At 51.8% G+C, this 13,865-nt stretch carries 11 protein-coding genes and 3 pseudogenes; 6 read left to right on the plus strand and 8 right to left on the minus strand.

Annotation, left to right across the window (positions count from 1 at the left end; genetic code table 11):
* The first annotated feature begins 2 nt into the window (after nucleotides 1-2).
* The 5 genes from pduT to pduX all read left to right on the plus strand — a co-directional run bounded on the left by pduT (nucleotide 3) and on the right by pduX (nucleotide 3,523).
* Nucleotides 3-557 (plus strand): propanediol utilization microcompartment protein PduT, encoded by a 555-nt coding sequence (gene pduT / locus ACFK9X_RS14905; RefSeq protein WP_000075778.1) that lies wholly within the window; start codon nucleotides 3-5, stop codon nucleotides 555-557.
* Entirely contained in the window at nucleotides 557-907 is a 351-nt protein-coding gene (pduU, locus tag ACFK9X_RS14910) for a propanediol utilization microcompartment protein PduU (RefSeq protein ID WP_151116872.1), read from the plus strand. Before pduT ends, pduU begins: the two co-directional genes overlap by 1 nt.
* Nucleotides 908-911: 4 nt before the next feature.
* Nucleotides 912-1,364 carry a propanediol utilization protein PduV gene (gene pduV / locus ACFK9X_RS14915; protein WP_000826271.1) on the plus strand — a complete coding sequence of 151 codons (453 nt, stop codon included), beginning with the start codon at nucleotides 912-914 and terminating at the stop codon, nucleotides 1,362-1,364.
* Complete coding sequence (gene pduW, locus ACFK9X_RS14920) at nucleotides 1,349-2,563, plus strand: propanediol utilization propionate kinase PduW (protein WP_021000477.1); 1,215 nt, start codon at nucleotides 1,349-1,351, stop codon at nucleotides 2,561-2,563. The genes pduV and pduW overlap by 16 nt, the downstream gene beginning before the upstream one ends.
* Nucleotides 2,564-2,656: 93 nt before the next feature.
* Nucleotides 2,657-3,523, plus strand: coding sequence for an L-threonine kinase PduX (gene pduX / locus ACFK9X_RS14925; RefSeq protein WP_038390105.1), 867 nt, complete (start codon nucleotides 2,657-2,659; stop codon nucleotides 3,521-3,523).
* 33 nt (nucleotides 3,524-3,556) lie between these two features.
* Here pduX and ACFK9X_RS14930 read toward each other — a convergent pair whose 3' ends face one another.
* The 8 genes and pseudogenes from ACFK9X_RS14930 to ACFK9X_RS14965 form a co-directional block, all read right to left on the minus strand.
* Nucleotides 3,557-3,892 (minus strand): DUF496 family protein, encoded by a 336-nt coding sequence (locus ACFK9X_RS14930; protein ID WP_000450405.1) that lies wholly within the window; start codon nucleotides 3,890-3,892, stop codon nucleotides 3,557-3,559.
* Between the two features lie 244 nt (nucleotides 3,893-4,136).
* Nucleotides 4,137-5,195 carry an FUSC family protein gene (locus ACFK9X_RS14935; protein ID WP_001200854.1) on the minus strand — a complete coding sequence of 353 codons (1,059 nt, stop codon included), beginning with the start codon at nucleotides 5,193-5,195 and terminating at the stop codon, nucleotides 4,137-4,139.
* A gap of 118 nt (nucleotides 5,196-5,313) precedes the next feature.
* Complete coding sequence (sbmC, locus tag ACFK9X_RS14940; RefSeq protein ID WP_000384326.1) at nucleotides 5,314-5,781, minus strand: DNA gyrase inhibitor SbmC; 468 nt, start codon at nucleotides 5,779-5,781, stop codon at nucleotides 5,314-5,316.
* Nucleotides 5,782-5,931: 150 nt separating this feature from the next.
* Nucleotides 5,932-7,104, minus strand: a pseudogene (dacD, locus tag ACFK9X_RS14945) (serine-type D-Ala-D-Ala carboxypeptidase DacD).
* Between the two features lie 123 nt (nucleotides 7,105-7,227).
* Nucleotides 7,228-7,992 carry a thiosulfate reductase cytochrome B subunit gene (gene phsC, locus ACFK9X_RS14950; protein WP_001092553.1) on the minus strand — a complete coding sequence of 255 codons (765 nt, stop codon included), beginning with the start codon at nucleotides 7,990-7,992 and terminating at the stop codon, nucleotides 7,228-7,230.
* On the minus strand, nucleotides 7,989-8,567 hold the full coding sequence (gene phsB / locus ACFK9X_RS14955; RefSeq protein WP_151116874.1) for a thiosulfate reductase electron transport protein PhsB: 579 nt from the start codon (nucleotides 8,565-8,567) through the stop codon (nucleotides 7,989-7,991). Before phsB ends, phsC begins: the two co-directional genes overlap by 4 nt.
* A gap of 14 nt (nucleotides 8,568-8,581) precedes the next feature.
* A pseudogene (gene phsA, locus ACFK9X_RS14960) lies at nucleotides 8,582-10,856 on the minus strand (thiosulfate reductase PhsA).
* A 259-nt stretch (nucleotides 10,857-11,115) separates the two neighbouring features.
* Nucleotides 11,116-11,208 (minus strand): annotated as a pseudogene (locus tag ACFK9X_RS14965) (heavy metal-binding domain-containing protein); the annotation flags it as partial.
* 266 nt (nucleotides 11,209-11,474) lie between these two features.
* Here ACFK9X_RS14965 and sopA point away from each other — a divergent pair.
* Nucleotides 11,475-13,823 carry an SPI-1 type III secretion system effector HECT-type E3 ubiquitin transferase SopA gene (gene sopA, locus ACFK9X_RS14970; protein ID WP_023210270.1) on the plus strand — a complete coding sequence of 783 codons (2,349 nt, stop codon included), beginning with the start codon at nucleotides 11,475-11,477 and terminating at the stop codon, nucleotides 13,821-13,823.
* Nucleotides 13,824-13,865: the final 42 nt, after the last annotated feature.

A 13,865-nucleotide genomic window follows, 5' to 3' on the forward strand; every position in this document is an offset into this window, starting at 1 on the left:
CCATGTCTCAGGCTATAGGAATTTTAGAACTCACCAGCATCGCCAAAGGGATGGAACTCGGCGATGCCATGCTGAAAAGCGCCAACGTTAATCTGCTGGTCAGCAAGACCATCTGCCCGGGGAAGTTTTTACTGATGCTTGGCGGCGATATTGGCGCTGTCCAGCAGGCTATTGAAACCGGTACGTCGCAGGCCGGCGAGATGCTCGTCGACAGCCTGGTGCTGGCGAATATTCATCCCAGCGTACTTCCGGCCATCAGCGGCCTGAACAGCGTCGATAAGCGCCAGGCGGTAGGTATCGTCGAAACCTGGAGCGTAGCGGCCTGCATTAGCGCCGCAGACCGGGCGGTGAAAGGCTCAAACGTCACCCTGGTGCGGGTGCATATGGCCTTCGGTATCGGCGGTAAATGCTACATGGTGGTGGCGGGCGACGTTTCTGACGTCAATAACGCCGTGACGGTTGCCAGCGAAAGCGCGGGCGAGAAAGGGTTGTTGGTTTACCGTTCGGTGATCCCACGCCCGCATGAAGCCATGTGGCGACAGATGGTGGAGGGATAATGGAAAGACAACCGACAACGGATCGCATGATTCAGGAATACGTGCCGGGGAAACAGGTCACTCTCGCGCACCTGATTGCCAATCCGGGGAAAGATTTATTTAAGAAGCTGGGCCTGCAGGATGCGGTGTCCGCCATTGGCATCCTTACCATCACGCCGAGCGAAGCATCTATTATTGCCTGCGATATTGCTACCAAATCCGGCGCGGTGGAGATTGGTTTTCTTGACCGCTTTACCGGCGCGGTGGTGCTGACCGGCGATGTTTCCGCCGTGGAATATGCCCTCAAGCAGGTGACGCGCACCCTGGGCAAGATGATGCAGTTCACCACCTGCTCGATCACCCGGACGTAATCCAATGAAGCGTCTGATGTTTATCGGCCCCAGCCAGTGCGGCAAAACCTCGCTGACCCAAAGCCTGCGTGGCGAAGCGCTCCATTATAAGAAAACCCAGGCCATTGAATGGTCGCCGATGGCTATCGACACGCCGGGCGAATACCTGGAGAACCGCTGCCTGTATAGCGCCCTGCTGACCAGCGCCTGCGAGGCCGACGTTATCGCCCTGGTGCTGAACGCCGACGCCCAGTGGTCGCCCTTTTCTCCGGGGTTTACCGCCCCGATGAACCGCCCGACGATTGGCCTGGTCACCAAGGCCGATCTCGCCGACCCGCAGCGTATTTCGCTGGTTGCGGAATGGCTTACGCAGGCTGGCGCACAGCAGATTTTTATTACCAGCGCGCTGAATAATTCGGGTCTCGACGCCGTGCTGGATTTTCTGAATTCGAAGGAACCTTTATGTCTTACAAAATAATGGCCATTAACGCCGGCAGCTCATCGTTAAAATTCCAGCTGCTGGAGATGCCGCAGGGCGACATGCTCTGCCAGGGGCTGATTGAGCGTATCGGTATGGCGGATGCGCAGGTGACAATTAAGACGCACAGCCAAAAATGGCAGGAAACCGTCCCCGTTGCCGATCATCGCGATGCGGTAACGCTGCTTCTGGAAAAGCTGCTGGGTTATCAAATCATTAACAGTCTGCGGGACATTGACGGGGTGGGCCATCGTGTGGCGCACGGCGGTGAGTTTTTTAAAGACTCGACGCTGGTCACGGATGAAACGTTAGCGCAAATCGAACGTCTTGCTGAACTGGCCCCGCTTCACAACCCGGTAAACGCGTTGGGTATTCACATTTTCCGTCAACTGTTGCCTGATGCTCCTTCCGTAGCCGTGTTTGATACGGCATTTCACCAGACGCTGGATGAACCCGCCTATATTTACCCGCTTCCCTGGCATTATTATGCTGAACTGGGGATTCGCCGTTATGGCTTTCATGGCACTAGCCATAAGTATGTCAGCGGCGTTCTGGCGGAAAAGCTGGGCGTACCACTCAGTGCATTACGGGTGATTTGTTGTCATCTTGGAAACGGTAGCAGCGTCTGCGCCATCAAGAACGGGCGTTCGGTCAATACGTCGATGGGCTTTACGCCACAGTCAGGCGTGATGATGGGCACCCGTAGCGGAGATATTGATCCCTCTATTCTGCCGTGGATCGCCCAGCGCGAAAGCAAAACGCCGCAACAGTTGAATCAGTTATTAAATAATGAGTCAGGCTTGCTGGGCGTTTCTGGCGTGTCGTCTGATTACCGCGATGTCGAACAGGCAGCCAATACCGGTAACCGGCAGGCTAAACTCGCTCTCACTCTGTTTGCCGAACGCATTCGCGCCACCATTGGCAGCTATATTATGCAAATGGGAGGACTGGATGCGCTGGTATTCACTGGGGGCATTGGCGAGAACTCAGCGCGCGCCAGATCGGCGGTGTGCCATAATTTGCAATTTTTAGGCTTAGCCGTTGATGAAGAGAAAAATCAGCGTAATGCAACATTTATCCAGACGGAGAACGCCCTGGTGAAAGTCGCTGTCATCAACACCAACGAAGAGTTAATGATCGCACAAGACGTTATGCGCATTGCGCTACCGGCCACGGAAGGGCTTTGTGTACCAGCCTGAGAGGTTTATACGACGCATTGCGGCAAGTCATGGTAATAACGCTTTTACCATGACACTATGCGCGCACACTATTCGTACCTGAAAGGTGATAACGTGGCTGTTGCGCAATGCCCCGCCTCATGCGGGGAACTTATCCAGGGATGGATTCTGGGCAGTGAGAAACTGGTCTCCTGCCCCGTTGACTGGTACAGCACCGTAGCAGTCACGGCTGCGCCGCCGTTGGTAAACGAGCGTCCATTGTCGCGGGCGATGGTGGAGCGAGTTCTGGCGCACTGGCAGTATCCTGCGCACTGGAGTAACGAGATTCGCGTCGATGTGCGTTCGTCAATTCCCGTTGCCAAAGGCATGGCCAGCAGCACCGCAGATATTGCCGCTACGGCGGTGGCAACGGCGCATCATCTTGGCCATTCGCTGGATGAAACCACCCTTGCACAGCTTTGCGTCTCAATCGAACCCACTGATAGCACCGTTTTTCATCAGTTAACGCTGTTTGATCATAATAATGCGGCCACGCAAATCGCCTGCGAGCCACCGCCGCCAATCGATTTGCTGGTACTGGAAAGCCCGGTCACACTGCGCACGCAAGATTACCACCGTCTCCCTCGCCAGCAGAAATTAATAGCAAGTTCACCAACCTTGCAGCAGGCCTGGAATCTGGTGCAGGAAGCCTGTATAACACAAAATCCGCTCCGACTGGGTGAGGCGGCTACGCTTAGCGCTATCGCCAGCCAGACGCTGTTACCTAAGCCGGGCTTTACCGCCCTGCTATCGCTGGTCGAAGAGTGTGATTTATACGGATTGAACGTGGCGCATAGCGGTAGCGTGGTGGGTCTGATGCTGGACCGGAAACGTCATGATATTGCGCGTCTGAAAGATAAGCTGGCAGAGAAAAAACTTACCCGACACTGGCCAAAACAACATTTACTCAAGATGGTCACTGGCGGGGTCAAACTGCAGTGAGAGCCTGATATACGCTCCCACTGCCGTAGCGCATTATTCAGCTTTTACATCGGCGTGTTTCATTTCGCCCATCGCTTTCAGCTTTTTGGAAATGTCGCGACGCTCTTTGGAGATTTCGGCATTTTTAATGATGTAATCATCAACGCGATCTTCATAGTCGCTTTTCATGCTGGCGATGATACCCTGAATCGCCTCAACGCTCATACCTGGCTTGATGTAGTCGCTCAGGTTGTCCAGCAGCAGCACACGCTTCTGGTTGTCACGGATCTTCTTCTCAATGTCCTGAATTTCACGCTGCAGTTTATTTTTACGACGGAACAGACGAACAAACTCCAGCACGTCCTGGAAAGAAGGCTTGGTTGTTTCCATTTTTACACCCCTGATAATGTGAGATTCGGATTCGTTAAGCAACTGCTAGTGGATAAACATTACGTTTATCCCCGTCATACTTCAAGCCGCCAGAGGAAACACCGTTACGTCGCCGTCTGGGGAAACCTGAAGGTTCGGGGATAAAATCGTTGCCAGTAGCACTCATTTTATCCTTATATTAGTATCATACTCTTAATCTTTGCTGAATCGAAGCAGCAACAAATTCATTCACCCCATCTGCTTTTTATTTGCGCAAAGCCCGGCAGATCAAATGTGAAAGCAGTTCCAACTGTCGGGCAGTTTCCATACTTAGCCAAACATAGCCGTGGATGGGGGTTTCAGCCACCGCGTCGCCCTGCTGCTCGTTCATTAGCTGCCGCAACTCGGCAGCAATATCATTCAGTTTACCGGTGTTTGCCAGTACCGGCTGCGGGTTGCCTTCAAACAACGCGTGGGCGATCGTTAGCAAGGTTTGCTGCGTCATCTGCTGGGTTTCACGCAATGTGTGCGCGTTAAGCATCACAAAATGGCTGGCGCGCGTCGCCCAGTGGGCATTGATTTGTAATTCAAGCATACAAACCAGGTTGCGGTTGATGGTCTGAATGGCCTCGAAAATAGATTTTTGTATCCGGGTTTCTTTACTGGCAGGCGTTATCAGCCCGCGCATTTTGACGACATCGTTCAGCAACCGTTGCAAATGTTTATCCAACCGGGGGCGCTCCAGCAAATTCGGCGACAGCGCTGCCTGATACACCCGATTATACGCCGTGACGCAATGAGCCAGTTGGATGCGCCAGTGCAAAAAGGCGCGCTGGGGCCAGATGCCGGTAAACAACATTGCCAGTAGCGACCCCAAAATCACATCCCCGCCACGCCATAATGCCGTATCCATATCACCAGCGGGAGCGCCGACAACAACGGCAAGCGTTATGCCTATCAGTAGCGCCTGATACGGTTTTTTCCCTAAGGCCAGCCAGCCGCACAAAAACATCGCTATCGCACACCACACCAGCATCAGCGGTAAGGAAAAGAGCTCCAGGCGTAACGCCACCAGCCCTAACGCCGCGCCCAGGATCGTACCGCCTATGCGCTCAAAAGCACGAGGCACTACATTTCCCCAGAATGAGATGGGCCCCATAATCACCACTAACGTGATTAGCGGCCATGTGCCCTCGGGAATAGAAAACAGACGAACCAGCAGAAAGGTAAGAATGAACGCCAGGGCGATACGTATGCCATGCACGATGCGATAATGACGGTACAACCGTATTTCAAAAGGGCTTAATGACTTATCGGCACGCACGCTTGCGCTCCTTACGGGAATGGCAAAAAATGCATTGTACCTGCTTTATAGCAAAAATAGCGCACTGGCGGACGGAACACATTATCCGTCCGCTCTTTTCAGACAGGAAACCAGTCGATCACTTCCGCTGTACTGGAATATACATTTCAATATCCCAGTATCCATCTTCCATGCCGTTATTCAGATAGGTTTCAAAACAGGGCGCAGAGGCTATCTGATAAGCGCTATCCTGCTCCAGGACGTCAAAAAACCGTTCCCACGGCTTCGCAAAGTCACGGTCTTCCACACGCGCGACAGCAGTGGCATATTCGCCGCCTTCAATGGCGGTCACGATTACGCCTTCGCTATTGTCCGGCAGGATGAAATTCTCTGCCACGGACACCACGGTATCGCAGCGGAGTTTTTCCGCAGGTACGACATCTGGATTGTCGTAATAGACGGCAATCCATTCAACTGGCACGATCCGCTGTCGATCCACCCACGTCATCAGTTGTTCAAAACCCTGCTTCACGGTGTGTTCCCATGGACCGACCATGTGGAAGCCGGCTATCTTGCGTTTTTGTTCCTGCCTGATTTCGTAATCCATGCTGCCTCCGTTACTTTATCATGCTGTATGTATATACAGTATAATTGCGGCATTTTACGGTCACAAGGACAGAGTGATCATTTTGTGAGCAACCTCGCACTCCCGCCCTTTTGACACTTCAGGTGACGGTGAACGGTATGTGACAACGGCTTACGCTTTATGCTGAAAATAGTCGCTCAGACGAGAGAACATACCGCCTTTACCCACCGATTCCAGAGTGACCAGCGGCCACTGAGCGATCAGTTTATCTCGATCGTAGAGCTCTATTTCACCTACCCGCTGATGAGCGGCGATTGGCGCCTCCAGATCTTTTCTATCCAGCACATATTTTGCTTTGATATGCGGAATTTCCGCTTTAGGCAGCGCCATCCAGAAGTCCTGTTCCGTACCCAGCGCAATCTTTTCTTTATCTCCATACCAGATTAGCTCGCTGCCCACTTTTTTACCGCTGTGCAAAATCTGCACCGTCGCAAAGTTTTGCTGGCCCCACTGCAACAGTTTTCGCGCCTGTTCCTCACGGCCTTTCGAACTTTTCGCCCCCATCACGACGGCGATAAGTCGACGCTGCCCGTCCACCGCCGATGCGATAAGATTAAACCCCGCCCCCGATGTGTGTCCGGTTTTAAGCCCATCAATATGCATGGTCTTATCCCACAACAAGCCGTTGCGGTTCTGCTGTGTGATGCCGTTCCAGGTCAGGCTCTTCTCGCTGTACATGTGATAAAATTCAGGTTCACCGTGAATAATCGCCCGGGAGAGTACGGCCAGGTCATACGCGGAGCTATGTTGTCCCGGCGCATCCAGACCGTGGACGGTTTCAAAATGGGTATCCCGTAAATTGAGTTTTTTCACATAGCTGTTCATCATCGCCACAAACTGCGGCTGCCCGCCCGCGATATAATCCGCCAGCGCCACACAGGCATCGTTACCGGAATCCACGATTAAGCCACGGCTTAAATCACGCACCGACACGCGATCTCCTTCTTTTAAAAACATCAACGAGGAGCCGACAAACACCGGATTATCCTTCGCCCAGGCGTCGCGCCCAACGGTGACGATATCGTCAGGGCTGATACGATGACTATCGATGGCGCGATCGACGACGTAGCCCGTCATTAGCTTGGTAAGGCTGGCGGGATTACGTTGCTGGTGTTCATTACCGGCGGTAAGAACCTGTCCCGTAGTGTAATCCATCAACACCTAGGCGCCTGCATCAATGGCTGGCGGTTGGGGAGCAAAACTTACGGCATCGGCCGCAAGCGCAGGAGAAAGGTGCATCGCGAATAAAGAAGCGGCAATAAACAAACGGCGTTTCAACAGCATGTCCTCAGGATGGTCTCAATTTGCCGTTCTTTTTACGGAAGTTCAGTTAAACAAACATGGATAAATTGCAAGAAAATGTGACACAAGGCACATTTTCTTGCTGACATTATTTTATGGATACGCTCAGACGGCGGACTTATCCCCGCGCGGCGCGGTACGATGACGATGATAGCCGTCAACCATGCTACGGAAAATTTGTCCCGGCGTGTCGCCAAGAGTACACAGATAGAGATGCGCGCAAATAAACAGTAAGCCGATGATAGCAAGCGCCATATGCAGCACCAGCATCACAGGGCCCAGACCCGCAACCTGCGGATAGAGACACAGCAAACCGGTGATGATTAACAGCGGTACCAGCGCGTACATAATCGCCAGATATGCCAGTTGTTGCAGTGGATTGAACTTATTCTGCTCTGTTGCCGCGAACGGATGCGCTTCCCCTTTCATAATGCCAAAAAGGTAAAAACGCGTCTGGCGTATGCAGCGCGTTACCAGTCCGGAAAAATTTACCCGATAGTGACGCCCGTTACCTGTGGTGAGGTTGATCAGCACAAACCCGACCCAGAAAGCCAGTAAGGCAAAACCACACCAGGTATGCACTTGTACCATTAGCGCTACAGGGCCGAGAGAAAAATGACCAAATAAACCGCTTAACAGTAATAAAACAAACAGTAACGCATTTCCCCAATGCCAACGGCGAATCGCCAGCGAGTAGAGATAGTCACGATGCTCTTCGCCGCCTGCCGTTTTTGGCGCCAGCATCCGGCGCAATAACGCATGGATAACCAACCCAACAAGCATGAGCAGCACCACGACGCCTGCGTAAATTAACCACAGCGGCCAATAATCTGGCGCATAATGTAGTTCCGCTCCCCAGATAGTATTCATGCTTTACCCTCCTGATGGACTTCTTTACGACGGTACAGACTGACCGCGCCGCTACGCGCCTCCTGCTGGCGATAGACCTCTTTCTGACCGACCCAGCGCTGGATCTCGCTCTCATCCAGTCTGCCGAATTTCAGCGCGTCCGTTGGGCAAACGGATACGCACGCCGGAGACTGGCCAGCCGCCAACCGCGTGTCGGCGCAGAAGTTACACTTGTCGGCGACACCGGTTTGCGGATTCAAATAGCGCACATGGAAAGGACACGCGGCAACACAATAATCGTAGCCAATACAGCGCGATTTATCCACCTGCACGATCCCGTTTTCATCACGATATGACGCTCCGGTAGGACAAACGCTGACACATGGCGCATTTTCACAGTGCTGACAGGAGACGCGGACAAATTGAAAATGGGTTAGTGCGTTGGATGCCTGTTCAGGGGCGCGAATTTGTACCTGTACGCGGCTAAATCCCTCCGGTACGTCATTAAGCACTTTGCAGGCAACGGTACACGCCTGGCAGCCGATACAACGTTTTTCATCATGCAGCATGACGTACTGATTCGTTAAATGATTCATGGTTCCCTCCTCCCTCATGCCCGGCTCAGCGTCACGCCTGCGGTATGCACTACCGTACTGGATACCGGACTCGTCACGTGCGGCAGTAAATTTCCGCAGTGGATACCGTGTGTCGTCGCCGCCGTTTTGGCCCCAGCTTTAGCGCCAAATCCCATATAGACAAAAAGCGTGTCCGGGCGGATACCGGGCGTCACCAGCGCCTTACCTTTCTCTTTACCCGTGGCATTTTCCAGCCAGATCTCATCGCCGGTCTTAATGCCTTTTTCTTGCGCCGTTTGCGGATGAACCCAGACCGCGTTATCCCACATTAGCTCGCTGAGTAAAGGTACGTACTGCGTCGCGCCATTGGTATGCACGGCCACCTTGCCCTGAATGAAGTAAAGCTCATTCTCTTTTTTCAGCGCAAAGTCACGAACGCGCGGAACGCCGTAGCTAGGGAGCAATTCCTCCAGGGTTGCGGAATAAAGTTCGATTTTGCCGGAGGGCGATTTGAAGCGAAGCTGTTCGCCATAGGTGTTGTCACTGTCCGTCGCGATAGCGCCGGGGTAACGCGCCGTAAACTGACGAACGGATTCTGGTTCGCGTAATAGCAGCGGAACGCCCCATTCGAGATACCCTTTCTGTCGCAGTTCCTTCGCTAAGGCATGGTCGCCGTTCAACTGATAGAGTTGGCGCGTCTGCATATCCTGCCACGGATAGTACTGCCCTAATCCCAACTGCTCGCCAAGTTCTTTCCAGATTTGCCAACTCGGACGCGCCTCGCCAATCGGCTCTACGACCTGTTGGCGCAGAGCGTAAGCCGGGTGCAGTCCCGACATATCGGATACCTCTTCGTCCCGTTCGAGATAGGTGCATTCCGGCAGCAGATAGTCGGCATATGCCGCGCTCTCGCTCAAATAGACATCGCAGCTGACCACCAGATCCAGTTGCTCAACGGTTTTTACCAGGTCCGAACGACAGGTGACGGTCTGGAAAGGATTATGCCGCGACATAATCCACGCCTTTATCGGGTAAGGCTTCTGGGTTAACGCCGCGTCAATAATGCTTTGCACCACGCCGCCAGCGGCGATATATTTAAACTGCGGTGCGACCAAATCGATGCGTTGCGCCGTCGGTTTCGGCATATTTTTAATGTTGAGTTTCGCCAGCGTTGGCGCGACCTTTTCTCCGGCCAGTTTATTGTAAACAGACGCGTTTTTTTTCTGATATAGCCCGCCTTCGCGCTCAATATTACCGAGCAGCACATTAAGCGTAAAAATCATACGCCGCATATTAATCTCTTCCTGCGAGAACGTCGCGCGATGACCAGGACTGACAATAGCGTGAGGCGCGCAGGCGGCCAGTTCGCGTGTCACCCGGACAATAACGTCGGCTGGGACATCGGCCTGCGCGGCGGCCCATTCCGGCGTCGTCTCTTTTACCGCCTGTGCTAACTGTTCAAATCCGCTGGTATAACGCTCAACAAAAGACGCATCGTAGAGCTGTTCATCAATCATGACGTGGCACATCGCCAGCAGAACCGCTAAATCCCCCCCCGGGACGAATAGCGTGCCACTCATCCGCCTTGCTGGAAAATATCGACAAACGCGGATCGAAGCTCACCATTTTGGCCCCCTTCTCCTGCGCGGTCATTAACTCATGGGTATCGGCAACTTCAATCCCTTCATACAAATTGTGGCCAAACGAAACCAGATAGCGCGTGTTAGCGATATCCATCGCCAGATCGCCGCCCATCATCACTTTTGCCGCAATGGCTTTCCCGGCAGGGCATGTTGAGGCGTGCGTAAAGGTATTAGGCGAACCAAAGGCCGTAGCCAGATGGAAAAGATGGCTAGAGAGCGAGCCCGATTTGGAAGAGAAAGCCACGCTCTCGGGGCCATGCTGCGCTTTGATGGCATTCATTTTCGCCGCGATTTCCTGGTAAGCCTGTTGCCAGCTAATCACCTGCCATTCACCGTCGCCGCGTGGCCCGGTGCGTTTCATAGGTTTTACAATCCGTTGCGGGTCATTGACCAGGCTGACGCCGCTCCCGCCCCTGGCGCATATGCGCGTCCCCTGCTGCGGCGCAGAAGGATTGCCCTGGATAAAAACGGTCTTGTTATTGACTACCTGCGCCTGAATAGGGCAACGAAAGGAACACATTTCGCACAAGCTTGGCGTTAGCGTGGTTTTACCGTTAATGCCGGCAATCGGGTTGCGCGCCAGCGCCCCGGGCGGAAAAGCGCCCAGCGCGCAGGCAGAGCAGCCGATGCCTACCCCCTGCAAAAAAGAACGACGACTAATGCTCATATAACCTCCTGTTATTAGATATAGCTGAAGATTATATTTAATTTGTATTATGAAATGTCGGCTTCAATCACAATTTGAAATAGTTGTTAAAATGAGCATGTCAACACGATAACACCTTTTATTTTATAAATATTTTACATTTCCTGAACACGCACATGGACTGTCATTGAATAATCAGCAGAATTACCAAACAACCCGCTGTTAATTATAAAAATGATACAATTCCAATAACACGTAATAATATTTAAAAGAAAACGATTATTTCCTGAAAAGCGATTTCACGCGCTTTACGCAGTTCTTTCTCATACGCGCCGGAACGTCCGCCGACGATATCCCGAATGCCGGTGAAAAACGCTGGTTGAGCATCGAAGCGGGTTTACTTTTGCGTGCACACGGGCTTCGTTACCCGACCCGCTCCCTTATGCCTTGATTTTTCCGCAGATACGTCAGCGTCCCACAATACGGTGACATGATGACAGGATGGACACTTTCTGAAAGAAACCTGCCAGATAACATGGTGAATTGTGATCTTCATCGCCATACCGACATATGAAGCTTACTTTTAAGGCGTTAAAAATCCAGACCGTTTTTCCATAATGATGTTGATAAGGAATTCTAATGAAGATATCATCAGGCGCAATTAATTTTTCTACTATTCCTAACCAGGTTAAAAAATTAATTACCTCTATTCGTGAACATACGAAAAACGGGCTCACCTCAAAAATAACCAGTGTTAAAAACACGCATACATCTTTAAATGAAAAATTTAAAACAGGAAAGGACTCACCGATTGAGTTCGCGTTACCACAAAAAATAAAAGACTTCTTTCAGCCGAAAGATAAAAACACCTTAAACAAAACATTGATTACTGTTAAAAATATTAAAGATACAAATAATGCAGGCAAGAAAAATATTTCAGCAGAAGATGTCTCAAAAATGAATGCAGCATTCATGCGTAAGCATATTGCAAATCAAACATGTGATTATAATTACAGAATGACAGGTGCGGCCCCGCTCCCCGGTGGAGTCTCTGTATCAGCCAATAACAGGCCCACGGTTTCTGAAGGTAGAACACCACCAGTATCCCCCTCCCTCTCACTTCAGGCTACGTCTTCCCCGTCATCACCTGCCGACTGGGCTAAGAAACTCACGGATGCAGTTTTACGACAGAAAGCCGGAGAAACCCTTACGGCCGCAGATCGCGATTTTTCAAACGCAGATTTCCGTAATATTACATTCAGCAAAATATTGCCCCCCAGCTTCATGGAGCGAGACGGCGATATTATTAAGGGGTTCAACTTTTCAAATTCAAAATTTACTTATTCTGATATATCTCATTTACATTTTGACGAATGCCGATTCACTTATTCGACACTGAGTGATGTAGTCTGCAGTAATACGAAATTTAGTAATTCAGACATGAATGAAGTGTTTTTACAGTATTCAATTACTACACAACAACAGCCCTCTTTTATTGATACAACATTAAAAAATACGCTTATACGTCACAAAGCCAACCTCTCTGGCGTTATTTTAAATGAACCGGATAATTCATCACCTCCGTCAGTGTCAGGGGGCGGAAATTTTATTCGTCTAGGTGATATCTGGCTGCAAATGCCACTCCTTTGGACTGAGAACGCTGTGGATGGATTTTTAAATCATGAGCACAATAATGGTAAAAGTATTCTGATGACCATTGACAGCCTGCCCGATAAATACAGTCAGGAAAAAGTCCAGGCAATGGAAGACCTGGTTAAGTCATTGCGGGGTGGCCGCTTAACAGAGGCATGTATCCGGCCAGTTGAAAGTTCGCTGGTAAGCGTACTGGCCCACCCTCCCTATACGCAAAGTGCGCTTATCCGCGAGTGGCTCGGGCCTGTTCAGGAACGTTTTTTTGCCCACCAGTGCCAGACCTATAATGACGTTCCCCTGCCGACTCCTGACACATATTATCAGCAGCGCATACTGCCTGTGTTGCTGGATTCGTTTGACAGGAACAGCGCCGCCATGACCACTCACAGCGGACTCTTTAATCAGGTGATTTTACACTGTATGACAGGCGTGGACTGCACTGATGGCACCCGCCAGAAAGCTGCAGCGCTTTATGAACAGTATCTTGCTCACCCGGCGGTGTCTCCCCACATCCATAATGGGCTCTTCGGCAATTATGACGGCAGCCCGGACTGGACAACCCGCGCTGCAGATAATTTCCTGCTGCTTTCCTCCCAAGATTCAGACACGGCGATGATGCTCTCCACTGACACGCTGTTAACAATGCTAAACCCTACTCCTGACACTGCATGGGACAACTTTTACCTGCTGCGAGCCGGAGAGAACGTTTCCACCGCGCAAATCTCTCCGGTAGAGTTATTCCGTCATGACTTTCCGGTGTTTCTCGCCGCATTTAATCAGCAGGCCACGCAGCGACGCTTTGGGGAGCTGATTGATATCATCCTCAGCACTGAAGAGCACGGGGAGCTGAACCAGCAGTTTATTGCCGCCACGAACCAGAAACATTCCACCGTGAAGTTGATTGATGATGCCTCAGTGTCGCGTCTGGCCACCATTTTTGCCCCCTTGCTTCCTGAAGGCAAACTCAGCCCGGCACACTACCAGCACATCCTCAGTGCTTATCACCTGACGGACGCCACCCCACAGAAGCAGGCGGAAACCCTGTTCTGTCTCAGTACCGCATTCGCACGCTATTCCTCCAGCGCCATTTTCGGCACTGAGCATGACTCTCCGCCGGCCCTGAGAGGCTATGCGGAGGCGCTGATGCAGAAAGCCTGGGAGCTGTCTCCGGCGATCTTCCCGTCCAGCGAACAGTTTACCGACTGGTCCGACCGTTTTCACGGCCTCCATGGCGCCTTTACCTGTACCAGCGTTGTGGCGGATAGTATGCAACGTCATGCCAGAAAATATTTCCCGAGTGTTCTGTCATCCATCCTGCCACTGGCTTGGGCCTAGTCCAGCCTCAACCCGCATGAAATTAAGGGACACAGCGTTGTG

The sequence above is a fragment of the Salmonella sp. WC3 genome, from assembly GCF_042932255.1.
Lineage (GTDB): Bacteria > Pseudomonadota > Gammaproteobacteria > Enterobacterales > Enterobacteriaceae > Salmonella > Salmonella enterica.

Bases quoted from the DNA above. Each gene is read 5' to 3' on its own strand.
- phsC (WP_001092553.1), bottom strand. From the start codon at position 7,992: ATGAATACTATCTGGGGAGCGGAACTACATTATGCGCCAGATTATTGG.
- pduT (WP_000075778.1), top strand. From the start codon at position 3: ATGTCTCAGGCTATAGGAATTTTAGAACTCACCAGCATCGCCAAAGGG.
- phsB (WP_151116874.1), bottom strand. From the start codon at position 8,567: ATGAATCATTTAACGAATCAGTACGTCATGCTGCATGATGAAAAACGT.
- ACFK9X_RS14930 (WP_000450405.1), bottom strand. From the start codon at position 3,892: ATGGAAACAACCAAGCCTTCTTTCCAGGACGTGCTGGAGTTTGTTCGT.
- pduW (WP_021000477.1), top strand. From the start codon at position 1,349: ATGTCTTACAAAATAATGGCCATTAACGCCGGCAGCTCATCGTTAAAA.
- pduV (WP_000826271.1), top strand. From the start codon at position 912: ATGAAGCGTCTGATGTTTATCGGCCCCAGCCAGTGCGGCAAAACCTCG.
- sopA (WP_023210270.1), top strand. From the start codon at position 11,475: ATGAAGATATCATCAGGCGCAATTAATTTTTCTACTATTCCTAACCAG.
- sbmC (WP_000384326.1), bottom strand. From the start codon at position 5,781: ATGGATTACGAAATCAGGCAGGAACAAAAACGCAAGATAGCCGGCTTC.
- pduU (WP_151116872.1), top strand. From the start codon at position 557: ATGGAAAGACAACCGACAACGGATCGCATGATTCAGGAATACGTGCCG.